At 65.7% G+C, this 19,478-nt stretch carries 20 protein-coding genes; 15 read left to right on the plus strand and 5 right to left on the minus strand.

All coding sequences use genetic code 11. The features are described from left to right. Positions 1-81 precede the first annotated feature (81 nt). The 3 genes from ACSLGO_RS00240 (at position 82) to ACSLGO_RS00250 (ending at position 3,400) form a co-directional block, all read left to right on the plus strand. Positions 82-1,257, plus strand: coding sequence for a M20 metallopeptidase family protein (locus tag ACSLGO_RS00240; protein WP_436399680.1), 1,176 nt, complete (start codon positions 82-84; stop codon positions 1,255-1,257). A gap of 71 nt (positions 1,258-1,328) precedes the next feature. After that, the gene (locus tag ACSLGO_RS00245; RefSeq protein ID WP_277665046.1) at positions 1,329-1,796 is read left to right on the plus strand and encodes a DUF3237 domain-containing protein; all 468 of its coding nucleotides are present in this window, start codon (positions 1,329-1,331) and stop codon (positions 1,794-1,796) included. Between the two features lie 158 nt (positions 1,797-1,954). Beyond that, on the plus strand, positions 1,955-3,400 hold the full coding sequence (locus ACSLGO_RS00250) for an APC family permease (RefSeq protein WP_255300449.1): 1,446 nt from the start codon (positions 1,955-1,957) through the stop codon (positions 3,398-3,400). A gap of 90 nt (positions 3,401-3,490) precedes the next feature. Here the strand turns inward: ACSLGO_RS00250 and ACSLGO_RS00255 are convergent, their stop codons facing one another. Further along, positions 3,491-3,703 (minus strand): DUF2945 domain-containing protein, encoded by a 213-nt coding sequence (locus ACSLGO_RS00255; protein ID WP_091601648.1) that lies wholly within the window; start codon positions 3,701-3,703, stop codon positions 3,491-3,493. Between the two features lie 124 nt (positions 3,704-3,827). On the opposite strand from ACSLGO_RS00255, the gene ACSLGO_RS00260 reads away from it, so the two are divergent. Together ACSLGO_RS00260 and ACSLGO_RS00265 are read left to right on the plus strand one after the other, a co-directional pair. Further along, positions 3,828-4,382, plus strand: a complete 555-nt coding sequence (locus ACSLGO_RS00260) for an acyl-CoA thioesterase (RefSeq protein WP_152273873.1) — start codon at positions 3,828-3,830, stop codon at positions 4,380-4,382. An 88-nt stretch (positions 4,383-4,470) separates the two neighbouring features. Further along, entirely contained in the window at positions 4,471-5,070 is a 600-nt protein-coding gene (locus ACSLGO_RS00265) for a dihydrofolate reductase family protein (protein WP_436399681.1), read from the plus strand. 18 nt (positions 5,071-5,088) lie between these two features. Here the strand turns inward: ACSLGO_RS00265 and ACSLGO_RS00270 are convergent, their stop codons facing one another. Next, on the minus strand, positions 5,089-5,772 hold the full coding sequence (locus ACSLGO_RS00270; RefSeq protein WP_436399682.1) for a class I SAM-dependent methyltransferase: 684 nt from the start codon (positions 5,770-5,772) through the stop codon (positions 5,089-5,091). A 136-nt stretch (positions 5,773-5,908) separates the two neighbouring features. After that, the gene (locus ACSLGO_RS00275; RefSeq protein ID WP_436399683.1) at positions 5,909-7,507 is read right to left on the minus strand and encodes a hypothetical protein; all 1,599 of its coding nucleotides are present in this window, start codon (positions 7,505-7,507) and stop codon (positions 5,909-5,911) included. Between the two features lie 373 nt (positions 7,508-7,880). Here ACSLGO_RS00275 and ACSLGO_RS00280 point away from each other — a divergent pair, with 373 nt between their 5' ends. The 3 genes from ACSLGO_RS00280 to ACSLGO_RS00290 all read left to right on the plus strand — a co-directional run bounded on the left by ACSLGO_RS00280 (position 7,881) and on the right by ACSLGO_RS00290 (position 10,587). After that, on the plus strand, positions 7,881-9,317 hold the full coding sequence (locus tag ACSLGO_RS00280) for an OFA family MFS transporter (protein ID WP_436399684.1): 1,437 nt from the start codon (positions 7,881-7,883) through the stop codon (positions 9,315-9,317). Further along, positions 9,314-9,415: an MFS transporter small subunit gene (locus ACSLGO_RS00285; RefSeq protein ID WP_193313187.1), complete on the plus strand. Its 102-nt coding sequence runs from the start codon at positions 9,314-9,316 to the stop codon at positions 9,413-9,415. The genes ACSLGO_RS00280 and ACSLGO_RS00285 overlap by 4 nt, the downstream gene beginning before the upstream one ends. 134 nt (positions 9,416-9,549) lie before the next feature. Then, positions 9,550-10,587, plus strand: coding sequence for an NAD(P)-dependent alcohol dehydrogenase (locus ACSLGO_RS00290; protein WP_152273870.1), 1,038 nt, complete (start codon positions 9,550-9,552; stop codon positions 10,585-10,587). An 18-nt stretch (positions 10,588-10,605) separates the two neighbouring features. Here ACSLGO_RS00290 and ACSLGO_RS00295 read toward each other — a convergent pair whose 3' ends face one another. Next, positions 10,606-11,391, minus strand: coding sequence for an SDR family oxidoreductase (locus ACSLGO_RS00295; protein ID WP_386917147.1), 786 nt, complete (start codon positions 11,389-11,391; stop codon positions 10,606-10,608). Between the two features lie 280 nt (positions 11,392-11,671). Here ACSLGO_RS00295 and ACSLGO_RS00300 point away from each other — a divergent pair, with 280 nt between their 5' ends. Both ACSLGO_RS00300 and fmdA read left to right on the plus strand, forming a co-directional pair. Further along, complete coding sequence (locus ACSLGO_RS00300) at positions 11,672-11,956, plus strand: FmdB family zinc ribbon protein (protein ID WP_091601670.1); 285 nt, start codon at positions 11,672-11,674, stop codon at positions 11,954-11,956. 22 nt (positions 11,957-11,978) lie between these two features. Next, the gene (gene fmdA / locus ACSLGO_RS00305; RefSeq protein WP_091602200.1) at positions 11,979-13,235 is read left to right on the plus strand and encodes a formamidase; all 1,257 of its coding nucleotides are present in this window, start codon (positions 11,979-11,981) and stop codon (positions 13,233-13,235) included. 54 nt (positions 13,236-13,289) lie between these two features. On the opposite strand, the gene ACSLGO_RS00310 is transcribed toward fmdA, so the two are convergent. Continuing rightward, positions 13,290-15,269 carry an acyl-CoA dehydrogenase family protein gene (locus ACSLGO_RS00310; RefSeq protein WP_325785969.1) on the minus strand — a complete coding sequence of 660 codons (1,980 nt, stop codon included), beginning with the start codon at positions 15,267-15,269 and terminating at the stop codon, positions 13,290-13,292. Between the two features lie 186 nt (positions 15,270-15,455). Between ACSLGO_RS00310 and ACSLGO_RS00315 the strand changes: the two genes are divergently transcribed. The 5 genes from ACSLGO_RS00315 (at position 15,456) to ACSLGO_RS00335 (ending at position 19,401) form a co-directional block, all read left to right on the plus strand. After that, a complete protein-coding gene (locus tag ACSLGO_RS00315) occupies positions 15,456-16,091 on the plus strand; it encodes a TIGR03085 family metal-binding protein (RefSeq protein WP_436399685.1) in 636 nt (211 codons plus the stop codon). A 101-nt stretch (positions 16,092-16,192) separates the two neighbouring features. Next, the gene (locus ACSLGO_RS00320; RefSeq protein ID WP_263127680.1) at positions 16,193-16,636 is read left to right on the plus strand and encodes a MarR family winged helix-turn-helix transcriptional regulator; all 444 of its coding nucleotides are present in this window, start codon (positions 16,193-16,195) and stop codon (positions 16,634-16,636) included. Between the two features lie 45 nt (positions 16,637-16,681). Continuing rightward, positions 16,682-17,026 carry a bifunctional 3-phenylpropionate/cinnamic acid dioxygenase ferredoxin subunit gene (locus tag ACSLGO_RS00325; protein ID WP_091601682.1) on the plus strand — a complete coding sequence of 115 codons (345 nt, stop codon included), beginning with the start codon at positions 16,682-16,684 and terminating at the stop codon, positions 17,024-17,026. 3 nt (positions 17,027-17,029) lie between these two features. Then, positions 17,030-18,235, plus strand: a complete 1,206-nt coding sequence (locus ACSLGO_RS00330) for an NAD(P)/FAD-dependent oxidoreductase (RefSeq protein ID WP_152273866.1) — start codon at positions 17,030-17,032, stop codon at positions 18,233-18,235. Between the two features lie 119 nt (positions 18,236-18,354). After that, complete coding sequence (locus ACSLGO_RS00335) at positions 18,355-19,401, plus strand: iron-siderophore ABC transporter substrate-binding protein (protein ID WP_152273865.1); 1,047 nt, start codon at positions 18,355-18,357, stop codon at positions 19,399-19,401. Positions 19,402-19,478: the final 77 nt, after the last annotated feature.

Raw genomic sequence — 19,478 nt, forward strand, 5'->3', positions numbered from 1 at the left:
GTTTGTCCGTCCGGGGTGGTTTACTTCCACGCAGGGCAGGAGGACTCCGCCCGCTGTGCCGGACCAACCGTAAGGACGAGGATGTTTGCTGCTGAGGGCCAGGACCTGCTGCCGGAGCTGGTGGCTTTGCGCCGGGATATCCACCGCGAACCCGAGGTGGGCCTGCACCTGCCGCTGACCCAGCAGAAGATCCTGGACGCGCTGGACGGACTGGGGCTGGAAATCACCACGGGCAAGTCACTGAGCTCCGTGACCGCAGTGCTGCGCGGCGGTGAGGACGGCCCCTCGGTGCTGCTCCGCGGAGACATGGACGCGCTGCCGGTGGAGGAACTCACGGACCTTGAGTACGCCTCGACCAACGGAGCCATGCACGCCTGCGGCCACGACCTCCACGTTGCCGGCCTGGTTGGTGCAGCGCGGCTGCTCGCGGCGCAGCAGCGGGACATCTCCGGGAACGTCATTTTTATGTTCCAGCCCGGCGAAGAGGGCGACGGCGGTGCCGGACTGATGATCGAGGAAGGCGTCCTTGAGGCGGCCGGCGAAAAGCCGGTTGCCGCGTACGGCGTGCACGTCCGGCCCGGCCCGCTGGGTCTGTTCAGGACCAAGCCCGGAACCCTGATGGCCGGAGCCAACGAGCTGCGGATTACGGTTCACGGTTCCGGCGGCCACGGTTCCCAGCCGCACAACGCCCTTGACCCGGTGCCGGCCCTGGTTGAAATCGCCGGTGCGCTCCAGGTGATGGCTACCCGTAAGTTCTCGGTCTTTGATCCGATCGTCCTGACCATCACCCAGCTCGAAGCCGGCCGAGCGATCAACGTCATTCCTGACTCAGCCCGGCTCGGCGCGAGCGTCCGCACTCTGTCCGCGGCATCAGTGGACCGGCTCATCGTGGAGACCAAGGCGCTCGCGGACGGGATAGCCGCAGCCCACGGCTGTACCGCGGAAGTCAGCTTCGAAATCCTCTACCCGATGACCGAGAATGACCCGGTGCGTACTTTCGAAGCGATGCGTGAGCTCCGGGAAATGTTCGGTGAGGAGCGGGTTCTCCAGTCCCGCGATCCACTGATGGGCTCCGAGGATTTCTCCCTGGTGCTGCAGAAGATTCCCGGCACCTTCCTGTTCCTGGGCGCCACTCCGCCGGACGTGGATCCGGACACCGCCGCGTGGAACCACTCCCCGCGGGTGCTTTTCGACGATTCGGTGCTGGCGGACCAGGCCGCGGCGCTGGCCCAGCTCGCCTTCAACCGGCTCACGTAGCTCTTCCGGGACAAGAAGGTGAGGGCGCGGCCTGCCGGGACGAGGCCCCTGCAGGCGATAGCCTCGTGGACATGTCTCCTGCCGCTCCTGCTGTCTCGTATCTGGCCACCGTCTCCGTTGAAGTGGGCAAACCCATTGAGGTTGGGCAAACCGCAGCCGGCCTGCGGCGCATCATTCCCATCCTCGGAGGAAAGGTGGACGGCCCTGCGCTGCGGGGCACTGTCCTGCCTGCCGGCGCGGATTTCCAGTTGCTCCGCACCTCCACCCTGACGGAACTGGAAGCCAAGTACGCCATCGAAACGGATGAAGGTGAACGGCTCTACGTGAACAATTTCGGGCTGCGATCGGGCAGTGAGGAGGATATTGCTGCCCTCCTGCGCGGCGAGCCGGTGGACCCGGAACGGATCTATTTCCGCTGCACCCCGAAAATCGAAGCGCCCGACGGCGGCAGCTGGGCCTGGCTCACCAGCCGGATCCTGATCGGCACCGGGGTCCGGCTCCCCAACGAAGTCCGGCTGGAAATCTTTACCGTGGACTGAGTGCACTCTTCCGATACCTGCAGACGACGCATAGCGCGTTTTACCTGGAGTCCCCAGACCGGACGAAACATTAGGTGTGGCCGGACCATCCCAGTAACGTGAGTGGGCAATTTCGTTTCGTGTCCCGTGACACAGCTCTACAGAAAGGGGGTGTCGGCGTGTCCGCAGCAGAAACCGGAACCGAACCCTCACTCAAAAAGGTCCTGGGCCGCATCGACGTTCTGGCCCTTGGATTTGGCGCCATGATCGGCTTCGGCTGGGTTGTGCTGACGGGGGACTGGCTGTCCAATGCCGGCACCGGAGGCGCGATCCTCGCCATGCTCACCGGCGGCGTCATCATGGCGATCGTAGGCCTGACCTACGCCGAACTGTGCGCCGCAATGCCAAAGGCCGGCGGCGAGCACAACTACATCCTGCGGGCGATGGGTCCGCGTACGTCCTTTATCGGTTCCTGGGCAATCATCGGCGGCTACGTCACCATCGTTGCGTTCGAAGCCGTGGCCCTGCCGCGGACGGTGCAGTACATCTTCCCGGACCTCAGCCAGATTCCGCTCTGGACGGTGGCGGGATTCGAAGTGCACCTGACGTGGGCGCTGGTAGGTGCCATTGCCGCCGTCGTTATCACCTGGATCAACATCCGCGGCGTGAAGGAAGCCGGCATTGTGCAGACCTTCGTGGTCCTGTTCCTGCTGGCCATAGGGCTGATCATGATCTTCGGTTCCTTCTCCGGCGGCGCCGCCGCCAACATGGATCCCTGGTTCACCGGCGGGATGACCGGGTTCTTCGCGGTCCTCGTGGTGGTCCCGTTCCTCTTCATCGGCTTCGACGTCATTCCACAGTCCGCAGAGGAAGTGAACATCCCTGCCCGGCAGATCGGCCGGCTGGTTGTCATCTCAGTCATCCTGGCAACCATCTGGTACGTGATGGTCATCCTCACCACGTCATCCGCCATGCCTGCGTCGGAGCTGGCCGGTGCGGATATCGCCACTGCAGACGCCGTCGGTGCGATGTTCGGTTCCGACTTCATGGCCAAGGTCCTCATTGCGGGCGGCATCGCCGGCATCCTGACTTCCTGGAACTCGCTGCTCATGGGTGCGTCCCGACTGATGTTCTCCCTGGCCCGCTCCGGCATGCTCCCGGCCTGGTTCGGCCGGCTGCACCCGAAGTACCACACCCCGCACAACGCGCTGCTGTTCATCGGCGGACTCAGTGTTTTGGCGCCGTTCGGCGGAGCTGAAATGCTCGGCTGGCTGGTGGACTCCGGCGCGCCCAGCATCGTGCTGGCCTACACCCTGGTAGCCGTGTCCTTCCTGATCCTGCGCCGCCGTGAACCGGGAATGGACCGGCCGCTCCGCGTAGGCGGCAAGGGCAAGGGCGGCATCGCCATCGGCATCGCCGCAGTCATCCTGGGCACCGCACTGTTCAGCCTCTACATGCCGGGCATGCCTGCCGCGCTGGGAATCGAACCGTGGCTGCTGTTCGGCGCATGGTGGGTCATTGGGCTCATCTTCTTCTTCCGGGTTCCGGGCGGCATCAAGGCCGGACCTGACGCGGAGGAGCATGTGCTCGCCAAGCTCCGGGCCAGGGCTGGTGCACGCTCCTAGGGCACCGCAACACAACCTAGGGCACTGCAACACAACGACGGCGGCGGCTTCCCCGGCGGGGACGCCGCCGTCGTGCGTCTGGCTTGAGAATCAGCCCAGGCGCCGCAGGGCATCCGCCCGGTGGACTGCGTGCAGTGCGGTGGCATCACTGCGCACCTTGTACTGCGGGTCATCTTCCGAGCACACCCGGCGCCGGCCCATGAACTCGAAGTCTGCGGTGTGGACTTCGGTCACTTCCCCCGTGACGGCTCCCGTGCGCGAGTTCCACCGCACCCTGTCGCCCACGTTGAATTCCTCGCTCATGCGCAGAGTTCTACACCCAGGCTGCCTCTCATGTAACGAGTAGTTGCACGCATTCACACTCACTGTGCCGAAACACAGCGGCGGGGTGGCGCGCAGCTATGTTACTCATGGGTAATATGACGGCATGCACCTGATCTTCCGCACCCTGCTGCTGCTCCTGACCGCGCGCCGCCGCCGGCCCTCACTCGACCTGTTCGAGACGTCCTCCCTGCCCATGCGTGTCCTGCCCACGGACCTCGACTTCGCGAACCACGTCAACAACGGCATGTACCTCTCGCTGATGGATCTGGGCCGGTTCGATCTGATGATCCGCAGCGGGTTCTGGAAGCTGATGCGCCGCAAGGGCTGGGGCCCGGTGATCAGCAACGAGACCATCAGTTTCCGCAAGTCGCTCGAACCCTGGCAGCGCTACAGCATTGAAACGAAGATCATCGGTTTCGATGAGCGCGCCATCTACTTCGAACAGCGCATGGTGGTGGACGGCGAAATTTACGCCAGCGCGTTCATCGCCACCCGGATGCTCTCCAAGAACGGGCCCGTCAGCAACGAGGAAATCTTTGAGGCGGTGGGCCGCCGCCCGCCGGAAGACCTGGTGCTGCCTGAGTGGATTGCTGACTGGCGGGCCAACGTGGCGCTGCCCGGTACACGCCGTCCGGCTCCGCACGCCTGGGCTGCCTGATCCTCTCTTGACTCAGGTTCGGCACTGGCCGAGCCTGAGAATAGCCGCATCTGCGGCATTCGGGTTCTGGAGTCCGGAGGTGCCGGCCATGCGGCTTACCGTAAACACACTGCTGAGCATGGACGGCGTGATGCAGGGGCCCGGTGGTGCGGATGAGGACCCGTCCAACGGGTTCGACCGGGGCGGCTGGCTGGTGCCGCTGGCAGGCGAAGAAATGGACCACATCGTCTCCGGATGGTTCCGGCAGGCGGATGCGCTGCTGCTCGGCAGGACCACGTATGAGATCCTGCAGCCCTACTGGGAGATGGTCACGGATCCGTGCGATGAGGTAGCCGATTCCCTGAACCACCTGCCTAAGTACCTGGTCTCCAGCACCCTCGCGGAACCGAGCTGGCACAACACCAGGGTGCTCGACGGCGACCCGGTTGAAGCCGTCGCCAGGATCAAGAAGCATGAACGGGGCGAACTGCAGATGCACGGCAGCCATCAGCTGGCCCAGGCGCTCTACGAAGCCGGCCTGGTGGACGAGTACCGGCTGCTTATCTTTCCCGTGGTGGTGGGTGCCGGCAAGCGGCTGTTCCAGGACTCAGTGCCGCCGTCGTCCTTCATCGTGGCGGGAACGCACGTCACCAAGTCAGGCCTGGTGGCACTGTCCCTTCTCCCGCGGCCGTTTCGCGCGGCCTTCTAACCCCCCTGGCCCATACCTCTAGGCTCCGCGCTGGGCCAACAGTACGTTGTCATGGACAACGGCTTCCTGGCCTTCGGGGCCCTGGACTGTCCCCGGAATCGCCTCAGCGGTCTCGATGATCCAGCCCGCAGCCACCAGGCCAAGCTCCTCCGCCAGTTCCCCTGCGGTGGGCAGTGCGGGATCGGGCGCCGGGTGGCGGCCCCACGGCGGGAAGTCCTGGTGCCCGACGACGAGGAGCCGGCCGCGCGGCGCCACGGCTGCGACGGCGCGCAGCAGGATGGCGTTGCGCGGAAGTTCGGTGGGGGAGTGCAGGTACTGTGCACAGACCAGGTCATAGCCGGGGCAGGTCCCGGGATCCGTGGCGGACCACTCGGCCAGGTCTGCTTCGAGGAGCGTGACCAGGTTATCCACGCCGGCGTCGCGCGCATGTGCGGCTGCCCGTTCAAGGGCCACCGCGGAGATGTCCATGCCCGTCACTTCCCAGCCCTTTTTCGCCAGCCAGACGGCGTCTGCCCCTTCTCCGCAACCGAGCTCGAGTGCGGTGCCCGGATTCAGTCCTTCGACCTCACGGACCAGCAGGGCGTTGGGGTTCCCGCTCCACACCTGGGTGCGTTCGCGGTAGAACCCGTCCCAGAATTCATGAGGCCGGGCCGGGGGCTCCGATTCCTGCGGATCATGCTGGTGCGTGGGGTTTTCCTGCATGGTTGAACTCTAGTTCCGCGGCCCGGCGCCTCCAAGCCGCCTGTCCGCGCGCCGGCCGGGACGTAGAAAGGCCGGACACCTCCCTGGGGACGTGTCCGGCCTTTCCTTCGTCGGTGGTGCGCTTATCCGCGCCGCTCTAGTGCTGTGAGCGGTGGCTGCGGGCCGAGATCAGCAGGGCCAGCGGGATGAGCAGCAGAGCCACCGGGATCAGGACCGCCAGGATGGCGGGCGAGGTGAGGATCTCACCCGGCGTCATGGCCGAGGTGCGTTCCATCATGGTTCCGGCGCCGGCGGAGATTTGACCGTTGCCGTCAGCGAGAGTCACGGTGCCGTCGGCGAGCTTGCCGTTGCCTTCTGCGAGGTCCGCCGCGCCGGTCTTCAGCGTGGTGGTTCCTTCCTTCAGCGTCTGAGCGCCGTCGTTCAGCTTGACCATGCCTTCATTCAGCGAATCAGAGCCGGAGAGCAGCCGGCCGGAGCCGTCTGCCAGTTTGGCGTTGCCCTCGGAGAGCGTGTAGGCGCCAGCTTCAAGGGTGCCGAGGCCGCTGGTCAGGGTTCCCGCGCCGTTGGCGAGCTTCGCGTTGCCTTCGGAGAGGGTGTAGGCGCCGTTTTCGAGGGTGACCAGGCCCTGGTTCAGGTTCTGGGCACCTGCGGAGAGCGTTCCGGCTCCGGCGTAGAGCTGTTCGACGCCCGCTGCTGCGCTGTTTGCTCCGGCCGCGAGGGCGGGGGCTTTGGTGTTGAGCTCGCTTAGACCTCCGGATACAGCATCGGAGCCATATACAAGCCCGCCCTGATAAACAGTGGTTCCGAACTTCGTCGGATGGGACGGGGCGGCAGGGTTGCCTTTGAGGCCGAGGTCGATGCCCACAACGAGGCGTTCCAGTCCTTCGAGCTTGTCGGCTGCGACTGCCAGTTTGGCGCCGCTGCCTGCCGGAACGAATCCAAGGGCTTCCAATGGCGCCAGTGCTGCCCCTGCATCGCGGAGGTCTTGGGCTCCTGCGGAGGTTCCGCTCGTCGAGTACGGCGTTAGGTCCGCGGAGATCTTCTGGTAGGGGGTGAGCCCTTCGGCATCCGGCTGGAGGTTGATCGCGGCATAGACGTCGTTCACACCTTTGCTCAGCGCCTGCGCCCCCGGGGCCAGCTGCCCGATGCCGGCAACGGCCGCGTCCGCACCGGCGGCGAGTTCCTTGGAGCCCCCTACCAGGGGCTCCATCTTCGTGTAGAGCTCGTTGGCTCCGGCAGCCAGCTGCTCGGAACCTTCCCGGGCGGTGGTCGCGCCGGTGGCCAGCTTGTTGGCGCCCTCGGAAGCGGAGTAGGCGCCGTTGGCCAGCGTGGAGGCTCCGGTGTAGGCATTCGTGGCACCGGCGGCGAGCTTGCTGGCGCCCTCAGAGGCGGCAGCGGCGCCGTCGTTCAGGGTGGCAGCGCCGTCATTCAGGGACGTGGCGCCGGTCTTGGCGGTCCCGATGCCCTGGGCGAGGGTCTGGGCACCGCTGTCCACTTTCTCACTGCCGGCGGCGACTTTGTCTGCGCCCTCCGCGGCTGCAGCAGCGCCTTCCTTCAGGTCTCCGGCACCGGCGGATGCCCGCTCGGCCCCTTCGGAGAGCTGGGAGGCGCCGTTGGCTACCTGGTTGGTGAAGAGGACGAAGAACGCCAGCAGCAAGACCAGGAACACGGCCAAAAGACCGGTCAGAATGGTGTGCGGCCGGTTAGTGGACCGGCCGGACGTGGAACTCGTCATTGAATATCCCTTTTCTGATTCAACTTCGGTCTTGAGACCGCTTCAACGGCGGGAGTACGCCTGTGGGCTCCGCCTTCGTGGTGCGCTGCCGGGTAGTTCCCCCGTGTCATGGAATGTCACGAACGGTGGTTACCGGACAGTAGGAATGTGATGTCGGTTACATCTAACTTACTGATTGGTAACAAAGCAAGGGTTTTCCAAAATTAGTTACCCGCGGGTAGGTTGCGGCCCGGGCGCGCATATGATCCGGCAATTTACGGCGTGTCGAGGCCCCCGTATCCCCAGGCATCGACAAGGCTGGGGCGCACAGGCCGGTGCTGCCCTGGCGGCACCGGCCTGCCAATGACTGTGCTGGGTGAGATTGGGAGAACAGATGAGCTGGCTGGACCGAGACCGCATAATTGCCCCGCCCGGATTCAACCGATGGCTCATTCCTCCTGCCGCACTCGCCGTTCACCTCTGCATCGGACAGGCGTACGCGACGAGCGTCTATAAGACGGCCCTGGTGGAGTACTTCGACGCGAGCCTCACCCAGATTGGCGTGATTTTTTCCATCGCCATCGTGATGCTCGGTCTTTCGGCCGCGGTCATGGGCACCTGGGTGGACCGCAACGGTCCGCGCAAGGCCATGTTCGTCTCGGCGCTTTTCTGGTCCGGTGGTTTTATGGTCGGCGCCGCGGGCATCTTCACCGGACAGCTGTGGCTGGTGTACGTGGGCTACGGATTCCTGGGCGGTATTGGACTTGGCATCGGCTACATCTCGCCGGTGTCCACGCTGATCAAATGGTTCCCGGACCGTCCAGGCCTGGCAACAGGCATGGCGATCATGGGATTTGGCGGCGGCGCCCTTATCGCCAGCCCGCTTTCCTCGGCCCTGCTGGCCTTCTATGATCCGGACTCAGGGAACCCCGGCTGGGTGGCCAGCGGCGACGCCGTCGGCAAGCTGTTCCTGACCCTCGGAATCGTGTACCTCGTCTATATGCTCTACGGGGCATGGACTATCCGCGTGCCCGCGGATGACTGGAAGCCCAAGGGATTCGATCCGGCCACCGTCGCCAGGAAACCTCTGGTCACCAACGCCAACGTGTCGGCGTCGAACGCCATCAAGACCCGCCAGTTCTGGCTGGTGTGGATTGTGCTCTTCTGCAACGTGACCGCGGGAATCGGCATCCTGGAACAGGCCGCACCCATGATTCAGGACTTCTTCCGGGAGCCCGACGGCGCCTCCCTGGTCACGGCGGCCGTCGCCGGCGGGTTCGTGGGACTGCTCTCGATCGGCAACATGGGCGGCCGGTTTGTCTGGTCCGCCACCTCGGACCTGATCGGCCGCAAACGCATCTACATGGTCTACCTGGGTGCAGGTGCCGCGTGCTACGTACTGCTGGCCCTGTTCGGCTCCACGTCCACCATCCTGTACGTGCTGCTGGCCTTCATCATCCTCTCCTTCTACGGCGGCGGATTCGCCACCGTCCCGGCCTACTTGCGTGACCTTTTCGGCACGTTCCAGGTCGGTGCAATTCACGGCCGCCTCCTCACCGCCTGGTCTGCTGCGGGCATCGCCGGTCCGTTGATCGTCAACTCTTTCCTGGATGCGCAGGGCACTCCCGGCGAACTCACCGCCCAGGCATACCAGCCGGCGCTGCTGACTATGGTGGGACTGCTGATCGTGGGGGTCATCGCCAACCTGCTGATCAAGCCGGTGGCCACGAAGTACCACGAGCCCGGCAAGGATCATGCGTCCGAAGCGGCGGACGAGAATCCGGCCCGGGACCCCAATGCAAGCGAACCCCTTGAGGAAGGCACGCGATGAGCAACCTGAAACTGACCTTTAGCTGGCTGCTGGTCGGAATTCCCCTCGCCTACGGTGTCTTCCAGACCCTGACCAAAGCGGCAGCGCTCTTCGGATAGCCCCTAAGGTGGCCTCCGGGCCGCCGTGCGCTGCGCTGCGGGGCTGTGTAATCAGCCCAACGGTGCAACGATGAAAGGGCAAATCCATCCACCCGTGCGGGCAGGATCTGCCGGTGCGGAGACAGGAGCATGCCATGAAGGCCCTTCAATACCGCAGCATTGGCCAAGCCCCCGAAGTAGTGGAAATCGACACCCCGGAGCCCGGGCCGGGACAGGTGCGGCTCAAGGTCACGGCCGCCGGAGTGTGCCACTCCGACGAATACATCATGTCCCTCCCTGAAAGCGAGTATGTCTACGGGCTGCCGCTGACCCTCGGCCATGAGGGTGCAGGGATCGTGGACAAGATAGGCGAGGGGGTGAAGTACATCGAGGAGGGCCAGTCAATGGCCGTCTACGGACCGTGGGGATGCGGCCTCTGCTACGAATGCTCCTCCGGCCGGGAAAACTACTGCCGGAACGCGGGCACGTACGGCATCACTCCTCCCGGGCTGGGTGCACCGGGCTCCATGGCGGAATACATGATTGTGGACAGTGCCCGGCATCTGGTGCCGCTGGGGGACCTGGATCCGGTCAGGAACGTTTCCCTCACCGACGCCGGCCTCACCCCGTACCACGGGATTAAGGGATCCCTGGAGAAGCTGCACTCGGGGGCCACTGCGGTTGTGATTGGCGTTGGCGGGCTTGGCCACGTGGCCATCCAGATCCTGCGGGCACTTACCAGCGCCACGGTGGTTGCGCTGGACATCGACGAGGCAAAACTGAACCTGGCCAGCGACGTCGGCGCGCAGTACACCTTCCCGTCCGAGGCCGGCGCCGCGACCATGGTCAGCGATCTGACCAACGGCCTGGGTGTAGACGCCGTCTTCGACTTCGTAGCCAACCAGGCCACCCTGGACCTGGGCCAGGCCATGGTGCGCCACCAGGGCGACCACGTGCTCCTGGGCGCCGGCGCCGGAAACCTGAAGATGGGGCTGGTCTCCGGTGCGGCGTGGGACGTCTCCGTGCGCTCACCGTACTGGGGTTCGCGCTCCGAGCTGTTCGAAGTCCTGGACCTCGCCCGGAGCGGAAACATCAGGGTGCACACCGAGGTCTTCTCGCTCGATGATGCACCGTCTGCGTACGAGAAGCTGAAGAACAACCAGCTGCTGGGCCGCGCCGTCATCGTCCCGTAACCGGCTGCCGCGGGAAGGCTAACCGCCGCCCAGCAGTCCGCCGTCGAGCGTCAGCACCTGGCCCGTGATCCACGCCGCGTCGTCGGAAGCCAGGAACGCTGCTCCCGCCGCGACGTCCTCCGGGGTGCCCAGCCGTTCAAGCGGATAGGCGGCCGCAGCCTTCTCCTCACGCCCCTCATAGAGGGCCTGGGAGAAGCGCGTCCGGACGACGGCGGGTGCCAGCGCATTCACGCGCACCGCCGGTGCCAGCTCGACGGCGAGGGACCGGGTGAGGTGCTCCAATGCGGCCTTGCTGATGCCATAGAACGCGATCCCCCTCGCCGCAGTCCGCGCGCTCACCGAGGAGAGGTTCACCACCGACGCTCCGCCGCCGAGAAATCCGGCGGCCGGATGGCGGCAGGCTGACTGCACCCAGGCCAGGGCGGTAAGCAGGTTCGTCTCCAGGATCTTCCGCGCCGCGTCCAGATCCAGGTCCAGCAGCGGACCGTAGACGGGGTTGGTCCCGGCACAGTTCACGAGGATGTCGAGGCCTCCCAGCCCGTCGGCTGCCGCGTCCAGCACGGCCCGTTGGTGCAGCGGATCCGACGCGTTGCCGGAGACGGCCAGCACCGTTCCCTCCGGGAATCCCGCGGCTGCTTCGCCAAGCGCAGCCGCGTCCCTGCCGGTGATCAGCACGCGGGCACCTTCGTCCACAAAACGGTGCGCTATGGCCAGCCCAATACCGCGGCTGGACGCGGTGACTACTGCCCTCCTCCCCGCCAGGCGGCCAGGACCGCCTGCTGCCGGTACCGGATAGGTACTCACGGGCATCCCCTTCGCTGTTCGCCGTCCGGACTCGGCTGCCGGAGGGCCCGAGTCTGCGCCGGCCTCCGGGAGGTGTCAAGGCTCGTACAGGTTCCACCGCAGCACTCGGCAAAAGTGCCGGGCAGCACGAACCATTGACCTTCATGAGGAGCCGTCATTAGGGTGTGAAACAATCGCCGTTTGGTTTTTCGAAAACTATTCAGGCCCGGGTTCCAGAATTTCTGGAATGTATCCGTAAACGGAACCGGGCCCGGAAGAAATGCCCGCAGAGAGGTGACTAATGCCGCTGTACGCGTACCGGTGCACGGACTGCTCGGTCTTTGAGGTCCAGTCACCCATGGGCAGCGTCCGGGATGCGGAACCATGCCCGGACTGCGGGGCCCCGGCACCACGGAGATTCACCGCCCCTAACCTGTCACGCGCGTCCTCCAGCGCCTACAAACTCATCGAGAGTACGGCCCGCAGCGCGTCTGTTCCTGCCGTCGTTTCCTCCCCGGGCGGGCGGCTCCCGTCTTCCGGGATTACCCGGAATCCGCTCCACCGGAAGCTTCCCCGCCCCGATTGAAGAATGTCCACAAGGAGGAATGGTGCCAAAAAACCTGTTTCCACTCGACTCGGCCAGAAAATTCGAAGACCAGGACAAGCTGGGACATAACCGGTGGCACCCGGAGATCCCTCCGGTCGCCGTCGTAAAACCGGGCGAATCCTTCCGGGTGGATTGCCGGGAATGGTTTGACGGCGCGATTGTCAACGATGATTCCGCCGAGGACATCCTCAACGCCCCGCTGCTGACCGTGCACAAGCTCAGCGGTCCCTTCGCAGTGGAGGGCGCCAAGCCCGGTGACCTGCTGGTAGTGGACATTCTGGACGTGGGGCCTATTCCGCAGGAGGATTCAGGCCCGCTGGCGGGACAGGGCTGGGGCTACACCGGCATCTTCGCCAAGGAAAACGGCGGCGGCTTCCTCACGGACCAGTTCCCGGACGCCTATAAGGCTATTTGGGACTTCAACGGCCAGACGGCCACCTCTCGCCACGTCCCCGGCGTCTCCTTTACCGGGCTGATCCACCCCGGCCTGATGGGAACGGCGCCGTCCGCGGCGCTGCTGGCCAAGTGGAACAAGCGCGAGGGGGACCTCATCGCCACGGACCCGCACCGGGTGCCGCCGCTGGCCCTGCCGCCGGAAGCCGAACATGCCGTCCTCGGCGGGCTGCCGCGGGAGGAATGGGCACGCGTGGGCGGCGAAGCGGCACGTACCGCGCCCCCGCGGGAGAACGGCGGCAACCAGGACATCAAGAACCTCTCCAAGGGCTCGAGGATCTTCTACCCGGTGTTCGTGGACGGCGCCAATCTCTCCGTGGGGGACCTGCACTTCTCCCAGGGAGACGGTGAGATAACCTTCTGCGGCGCCATCGAGATGGGCGGCTTCATCGACCTGCGCGTGGACATCATCAAGGACGGCATGGACACGTACGGAGTGCAGGAGAACGCCATCTTCATGCCCGGCAACGTAGACCCGCAGTTCAGCGAATGGATCGCGTTCTCCGGAACGTCGGTGACTCTCGACGGCGAGCAGCGCTACCTCGACTCGCACCTGTCCTACCAGCGGGCCTGCCTGCACGCGATCGATTACCTGACCAAGTTCGGCTACAGCCCGGAGCAGGCGTACCTGCTGCTGGGTGCCGCGCCGATCGAAGGCAGGCTCTCCGGCGTCGTCGACATTCCCAACTCCTGCTCCACCGTCTACATTCCGACGTCGATCTTCGACTTCGACGTGCGGCCCTCGGCATCCGGACCCTTCCAGATAGACCCCGGAATCGGAGCACCGCGCGCCTCAAGCCGCTAAAACGGCCAGGCGCGCACGCCTGCCCCGGACACGGTTCCGGGGCAGGCGCTCCGCTCAGCGGTACTTGCGGTGCAGGTTCTCCTTGGGTTCGCCGTCGGACGCCGTGGGGGAGATCCACGGTCCGGTTCCCTCCGACTGGTCCAGCACGCCCTCCTCCAGCCAGGTGTACCGGCCGTCCAGGACCTTCTTTGAAAGCCTGTGGTCCTCGGCATCAGAGTTGCTCCACAGCTCGGCAAAGAGGGCATCCACCCGCACCCGCGACTGGGCGCAGAAAGCGTCGGCCAGCTCGTACGCTCCGGCGCCTTCGGAGGCATCCCGCCGCCGGATGGTTTCTGCCTTCATGCAGGACGCGGACATAGCGAACAGCTCCGCGCCGATGTCCACGATCCGGCCCAGGAACGCCTGGTGGTGCTCTAGCCCGGCCTGCCAGCGGGCCATGCCGTAGAAGGTGGAGCGTGCCAGCTTCCGGGAAGCGCGCTCGGCGTAGCGCAGGTGCTTGGCCAGGGGTCCGAACTCGGCGTACGACGTCGGGACGTTGCCGCTGCCCACCGCAAGGGTGGGCAGCCACTTACCGTAGAAGCCGCTGGCCTTCGCGCCGGCCCTCACCTTGCTGGACAGCGGTGCGTCGGCCACCGCGAGGTCCCCGGCAGCCTTGAGGTGCGAATCCACGGCTTCGCGGGCGATGAGCAGGTGCATGATTTCCGTGGACCCCTCGAAGACCCGGTTGATCCGCAGGTCCCGCAGCTGCTGCTCCGCGGCGACCGCCCGCTCCCCGCGGGCAGCCAGCGATGCAGCGGTCTCGAACCCGCGCCCGCCGCGGACCTGGACCAGCTCATCCGCAATGTCGTAGGCCATTTCGCTCGCCCACAGCTTGGCCAGTGCGGCCTCGATCCGGATGTCCTTGGTTCCGGCGTCGGCCATCTCCGCGGAGAGTTCAAAGACGGACTCCAGGGCGAAGGTGGTGGCCGCGATGAACGCCAGCTTCTTTCCCACCGCCTCGTGCCGGCCGATCGGGCGGCCCCACTGTTCACGGGCGTTCGACCACCCCCTGGCGATCTTCAGCGACCACTTGCCGCCGGCTGCGCACATGGCCGGAATTGAAAGCCGCCCGGTGTTCAGGGTGGTCAATGCGATCTTGAGGCCCTGGCCTTCGCTGCCCACCCGGTTTGCCGCCGGAACCCGGACGCCCTGCAGCCGGGTCACGCCGTTCTCGATGCCCCGCAGGCCCATGAAGTTATTACGGTTCTCGACACTGATCCCCGGCGAATCCATCTCCACGATGAATGCACTGATCCCGCCCTTCTGGCCGTCGTGCGGAGGAACAGCGGCCATCACCACCACCAGTTCGGCGATGACGCCGTTGGTGGTCCAGAGCTTCACGCCGTCCAGTACGTATTCGCTGCCGTCTTCAGTGGGAACGGCCGTGGTGCGCATGCGGGCCGGGTCCGATCCGACGTCCGGTTCGGTGAGGAGGAAAGCCGTGATTGCCCCGGCGGCGCAGCGCGGCAGGTACTCCCGCCGCTGCTCTTCACTGCCGAAGACCTTCACGGGCTCAGGGACGCCGATCGAGAGGTCTGCCGAGACGAGGGCGCCCAGGCTGGGATGGACCGTACCCAGGATCATCAGGGCTCGGCCGTAGTAGAGCAGGGAGAGTCCCAGGCCACCGTATTCCTGCGGAATCTTCAGGCCGAAGACTCCCAGCTCGGCCAGGCCCGCCAGATACTCGTCCGGGATCACCCCGGTGCGCTCGATCAGCTGGCCGTCCATGGTGGCGCAATACTCCGTCAGGTCCGCCAGGAACTTCTCCGAACGGGCTGTTTCGCCGGGCGACGGCGCGGGATGCGGGCGGATGAGGGAAAGATCGAAGTCGCCCAGGTAGATGCCCTTGGCGAAGCTGGGCCGCTGCTCGTCGGTGATACGGGACGCCTCTGCGACGTCGCGGGCGTCCTTTTCGCTGACCTTGCGTTCCCGGAGCCGGCGGACCGAATCATCCTCGCCGGTGTTTTGGGCATCCTGCAGATTAGTTGAACTCATGGTTTTCCCCTAGTTCTGAACTGATCAGGGCCGCTCCCCATGCAGCCTCCGCTGGCTGTGCCAGCCATGCTACGCGTTCCTACTGGCCGGTAAAGGGGTAGCCGGAGAACCGGTACCGGCCAGTAGGCAATCCACGACACCGCCCTTCTGCAGGTGCCGGGACGGCGGCCATGTAGGGTACCGGGCATGGCATGGATGGAAACCGAACGCGGGGCCATGGTCCGCACTTTGCACGCCGCTGACCCGCACGCACCCACGCTCTGCGACGGCTGGAACGTGAGCAGGCTGCTCGCTCACCTGATAGTGCGGGAGGAACGGCCGTGGGCGATGGCAGGGCATGTGGTCCGGAGGGACAAACCGGGGCAGGAGCACAGCTTGGACCCGCTGGTGGCCCAGGCCGCGACGGAAACCGGTTACCGGCAGCTCGTTGACCGGTTCGCCGCCGGCAGCCGGGGTTTCTCGCCAATGCGGTGGGGCGGCGACACCGCCAACCTCCTCGAGTTTTTCGTGCACCACGAAGACATCCGCCGCGGAACCGGCCATGCGGAACCCCGGGAACTGCCGGAGGGCGAGCTGCGCGAACTGCGCCGCAGGCTGCCGCTGATGGCCCGCCTGGGGTACCGGCGCAGCCCCGTGGGGGTGGTGCTGCAGGTTCCCGGCGGAGAGCAGGTGACGGTGCGCAAAGGCGAGCCGGCAGTGACCATCACCGGCCCGGTGACCGAGCTGGCGCTGCATGCCATGGGAAGGCGAACGGCCGCGCAGGTGCGGATTTCCGGCGCGCCCGGGTGCGTGGCGCGATTCGAGGACTATGCCGGGGCCTGAGGGCGGCCGAGCTTGACAGCCACCCCCCTGCTTCGGTTTGGATAGTAAGTACACTGAGGAAATCGGAAACCAGCCACAGCTAACTCAGGGGGAACCGAGGTATGCAGAACGAGGGGGATTGGGAAGCGGTCCGGCTGCTGTCTACGGCAGCCCGGATGCTGCGCCGGGAGATGGATAACCGGCTGCGGGCCATGGGGCTGACCCAGGAGCGGGTCACGGCTCTGAAGGTCCTGCGGGACTTTGGGCCGATGCGCCGGGCGGAACTGGCACGCAGGCTCCGGGTGACCGCGCAGACACTGGGTACCACCCTGGTGAGCATGCGCTCGCAGGGGCTCGTCTACGAAGTGGGCGACGGCGCCGAGGCGCCCAAGCGTGCAGTGCACATTTCCGAGTACGGCCGCGAAGCGCTGGGAGAGGCAATCAGCCTGGAAGACCAGAGCCTTACGGCTGAACTCCGGCCGGCACTGCGCCAGGAGCTCATCTCACTAATCTCCGAGCTGGAGGGACAGCGCCAGTACGGAGCCGCAGGGCCCGCCGGTGCCTAGGCGCCGGCTCAGTTCGGGCGCTGGGCTCGCGGTAACGTGGATGCCATGAGTGAAGGTATTCGCGTAGCTGCAGCAGATGACATCGATGAGGGCGAAGCCATCACGGTTGACTCCACCACCACCGGAACAGCGGATGACATAGCTGTCTTCCATAGCGACGACGGCGGGTTCTACGCCCTCAATGACACCTGCACGCATGAGGAAGCATCCCTGGCTGAAGGGTGGATCGAAGACGGCGAGGTTGAGTGCCCGGTCCACTCGGCGCGCTTCTGCCTCAAGACCGGTGAGGCCCTGTGCCTTCCCGCCACTGTGAATGCCGTTGCCCACCGCGTGGAGGTCGTGGACGGGGACGTGATCCTCTACCCGGGCGTCGCCCCCGCCGGGTCCTAGGGGATGTCCCAGCCCCGCTCCGCAGCCATCATCGGGGCCGGTCCGGCGGGCTTCAGTGCTGCCGCCGAACTACGCCGGCGCGGTTTCCCCGGACGCATCCAGCTCCTCGATCCGGACGGCCTGCCCTATGACCGTCCGCCGCTCAGCAAGGCCTACCTGGCCGGCGGATCCGCCACCGCCCTGGCCGAGGATTCCTGGTACCAAGCCAATGCCGTGGAAGTGGTATCCGGGACGGCCGTGCAGCTGCACCCGGATTCCGGAACCGTAGTATTGGCCGGCGGGGAGGAGATCCAGGCCGACGCTGTGCTGCTGGCCACCGGCGGCACCGCACGGACGTTGCCCGTCCCCGGCGCGGAATTCCTCCATGCCCTGCGGACGCGCGCAGATGCCGATGCCCTCCGCGGCCGTCTGGGTGCCGGAAAACGCCTCGCCATCATAGGGGCCGGACTCATCGGAGCTGAAGTCGCGGCCACGGCCGCCGCGGCCGGCACCGCCGTCGTACTCATTGACCCTGTGCCCGTACCGCTGGTTCCGGCCATGGGGCCGGAAGCTGCCGCTTACCTCCATTCACTTCATGCCCGGAACGGGGTTGAAACCCTTACCGCCCTGCCTGTGGACGTAGTGCCCGACGGCGCCGGGCTGGCTGTGCTGCTGGAAGACGGATCCGCGGTGGCCGCGGATACCGTGCTGGCCGCGGTGGGAATGGTCCCGGACACTGCGCTCGCTGAAGCTGCAGGTCTGGAGGTTGATGACGGAATTGTGGTGGACTCCGCCGGGCGCACCAGCCATCCCCGTGCTTACGCAGCGGGCGACGCCGTCCGCCTCCGGAGCGGCGGACACCTCGAGCGGCGAGCGGAGCACTGGGACGCAGCCGTGCGGTCCGGGCAGGCTGCCGCGGCCGGAATCCTGGGGCAGGAACCCCCGGAAGCCGCCGTGCCGTGGTTCTGGACCGACCGTTATGGCATTCATGCCGAGGCAGTGGGATCGATGACCCGGAGCGGTTCCAGTGTGGAGCGCGGACTTCCCGGCCCGGGGTACATGGTGTTCCGCGTCTCTGAGGATGGAACGCTCGCCGGCGCAGCCGGAATAGACGCCGGGAACTCCATGCGTGCCGCGCGGCGGCTGATTGCGCTGGGCAAGCCTGTGGACGCTGCCGCGTTGGCTGATCCCAAGGTTGACCTGCGCCGGCTGCTGCGTCCCCGGCCCTGAGTGTGACCCATTAGGACACATCTGTTTTGCGTATTTAGCTGACGAATAGGTTAGCCTTACCTTGCCGGACAAAAAACGCCGGCATCCCCGTCCACATTGCACTATCAAGGAGCCCACAAATGGCCCTGTCCCGCATGCGCAGCCTTGCGGCCGTCGCAGCCGTTGCCGCGCTGTCCCTTTCCGCCTGCTCCACCGGGTCCACCTCGGATGCGGGCAGCGCAAGCTCTGCCGGCTCCAGCGACCAGTTCCCCGTCACGATCCAGCACGCGTTCGGTGAAACCACCATCGATGAGGTGCCGGAGCGAGTCGCCACTGTTTCCTGGGTGAACACCGACACCGCGCTGGCCCTGGGCGTAGTCCCCGTGGGCATGCCGGAATACGAGTGGGGCGGCAACGAGAACGGCACCACCCCGTGGATTGACGACGCACTTGAAGAGCTGGGGGCACCCATCGGATCGGAGAACGCTCCGGTCCAGTACTCCGAGACTGACGGCATCAACTTCGATGCCATCGCTGCCACCACCCCAGACGTCATCCTTGCCGCCTACTCAGGCATTACCGAGGAAGAATATGACAAGCTCAGTGCCATCGCTCCGGTGGTCGCCTACCCGGAGACTCCGTACTACACCTCCTGGCAGGATTCCGCCGAGATGATCGGCGAAGCCCTGGGCAAGAGCGACGAAGCAGCGAAGCTGGTGGAGGAAACCGAGCAGGCCATCACGGATAAGGCCGCCGAATACCCCGAACTGGCAGGAACCAGCTTCATCTACGGCAACCTGGACACCACGGCTGGTGCAGACCAGATTTCGATCTACACCTCCGGGGACAACCGGCCCAAGTTCCTGAAGGAACTCGGCATGGTCCAGGCTCCGCTGGTGGACGAGAACGCTCCCTCCGACGCGTTCTACCTGACCTGGTCTCCCGAGCGCGCCAATGAGCTCGAAGCCGACCTCTTTGTCAGCTGGGTGGCGGACGACGCCGCCAAGGAAGCCATTGTGTCCGATCCGCTGCTGAGCCAGATTCCGGCCGTCAAGAACGGCGGACTGGTTGCGGACTCGGACAACACCCTCACGCTGTCCATCTCCGCCGCAAACGTGCTGAGCATCCCCTACGCGCTGGACAACTTCGTTCCGATGCTGGGCGAGGCCGCCGCGCAGGTCAAGTAACACCGTTCCGCGCACAGGTGCCCCTCCGGTTCGTCCGGAGGGGCACTTTTGCGTCCGGAATCACAGAATTGGACAGG

Source organism: Arthrobacter sp. IK3, from assembly GCF_051337705.1.
GTDB lineage: Bacteria > Actinomycetota > Actinomycetes > Actinomycetales > Micrococcaceae > Arthrobacter_B > Arthrobacter_B koreensis.